Source organism: Desulfovibrio sp. 1214_IL3152, assembly GCF_036763055.1.
In the GTDB taxonomy this organism is placed as follows: domain Bacteria; phylum Desulfobacterota; class Desulfovibrionia; order Desulfovibrionales; family Desulfovibrionaceae; genus Desulfovibrio.
On record NZ_JBAIYW010000061.1, the window covers coordinates 1 to 1753 of the forward strand.

Below are 1753 nucleotides of genomic sequence, written 5' to 3' on the forward strand. Positions count from 1 at the left end.
CGAGCTGTTCGGCCAGAGCGGCTCCAAAACCGGCTCCCTGCCCGGCGGGCCTGTGGGCCGCACCGGCGGACTGCTCCTGCTGGCGCAGCAGGGCTGCCAGTTGTTCGTTATTGATCTTCATGTCGCCTCCAGGGTTGGCGTTCCGCATTTTGTCGCATTTTATGCAAAAACACTGCCAAGGCTCTTTCAGCCGTAACTGGCCGTTTTTGCGGCATGCCCCTGCACGGGAAGAGGAAATTTTTTCCGCACACCAAACATATGCCCTGCGAAATGTCTTGTCTATTGCTGTAAAAAAACCTAAAATTTCACAAAGATCACCACCAGCAGTCCTAAAACCGTCGCACGGCGGCAAAACGTGGTTGTGGAAACTGTACCTTTACTAACCCTAGCATCCTCCCACGGGGAACAGGAGCTTGCCATGAAGGAAATCAAAAAGATTCTTTGTGCGGTAGACCTCTCCGAACACAGCAAGGATGTGGCCGAATATGCAGTTCTGCTTGCAAAAGGATTCAACGCAAGCGTTGTAGTTGTTTATACCGCGCCTTCGCTGAGCCAGTATGTGGGCTTTCATGTGCCCCCCAACACCATTGAGAACTTTGTGGGCGAAATAGTGTCCGGCGCAGAAAAATCCATGGAATCTTTCGTAGCCGAAAATTTCGCCGGGGTCGAATCCACAGGCAAGGTTCTCATCGGCTACGCCGCTGAAGAAATCCTGGCCCACGCGCATGAGGAAAAAGTGGACGTCATTGTTATGGGAACCCACGGACGCAAGGGCATTGACCGCATTCTTTTTGGCTCCGTAGCCGAAAAGGTGGTAAAAAACGCCGACATGCCCGTGCTGACAGTGCGCCCCAGCTAGGCAGCCCAAGCCTTTACCCGCCTTCACGCAGAAGGCGTGGACAAAAGGCAGTGCTGCGCACCCCTGCCGCAGAATGTCACACCCGGGCCGCGTCTCCATCAGGGAGCGCGGCCCGAAACAGAAATACGGGCCGCCTTGTTTTTGGTCCCATAAGATCCGCCAGGCAGAAAGGCGGATTTTTACCGGAAAAGCCCCAGGCCAGACAGCAAGGCACACAAAAAGCATGAACGGATACAGCGGCAGTCTTGCCCGGATTTCACACATTATCCCCAATGCTCTTCAGCCCCAAACGCTTGTTGCCGGTCAGTCCCGCAGCCGGTAATGGAGAAAGCATGTTTCAGATCAGCGTGCGGCAGGAAATTCTTGCCCTCAAAGCCTATGTTCCCGGCCTGTCCATTGCGGAAATCCAGCAAAAATACGGCCTCGCCCAGGTCATCAAAATGGCCAGCAATGAAAACCCTCTGGGTATGCCCCCTCTGGCGGTGGAAGCTGTGCGCCGTCATGCCGACATGGGTTTTCGCTATCCGCAGGGCGGCAACCCCCGCCTGGTGGAAGCGCTGGCCCGCAGGCACGGCCTTGAGCCTGCCCGCGTGGTCGTGGGCAACGGCTCGGACGAGATCATCGACCTGCTTATCCGCATCATGGCCGAGCCGGGTGTACACAATATTGTGTGTTTTGAGCCATGCTTCAGCATTTACCCCATTCAGGGACGCATCGGCGGCGTTGAGGTGCGGCGACAGCCCCTTAACGATGATTTTTCCTTTGACTTCAATGCGCTGCTCTCACATGTGGACGGCAACACACGCCTTGTGTTCGTGACCACGCCGGACAATCCCTCGGGGTACTGCCCCCCGCGTGAGGCCGTGGCCCAACTGGCCCGCCGTCTGGCGGACA

2 protein-coding genes are annotated in these 1753 nt (G+C 56.5%); both read left to right on the top strand.

Features of this window, described 5'->3' with window-relative positions; genetic code table 11:
* Positions 1–418: 418 nt before the first annotated feature.
* Complete coding sequence (locus V6C07_RS01210; RefSeq protein WP_333534575.1) at positions 419–859, top strand: universal stress protein; 441 nt, start codon at positions 419–421, stop codon at positions 857–859.
* 332 nt (positions 860–1191) lie between these two features.
* On the top strand, positions 1192–1753 hold a 562-nt coding region (locus tag V6C07_RS01215; protein WP_333534576.1), incomplete at its 3' end, for an aminotransferase class I/II-fold pyridoxal phosphate-dependent enzyme.

What these genes read in the sequence shown, in the direction of transcription:
- V6C07_RS01210 (WP_333534575.1), top strand. Translation starts at nt 419, where the DNA reads ATGAAGGAAATCAAAAAGATTCTTTGTGCGGTAGACCTCTCCGAACAC.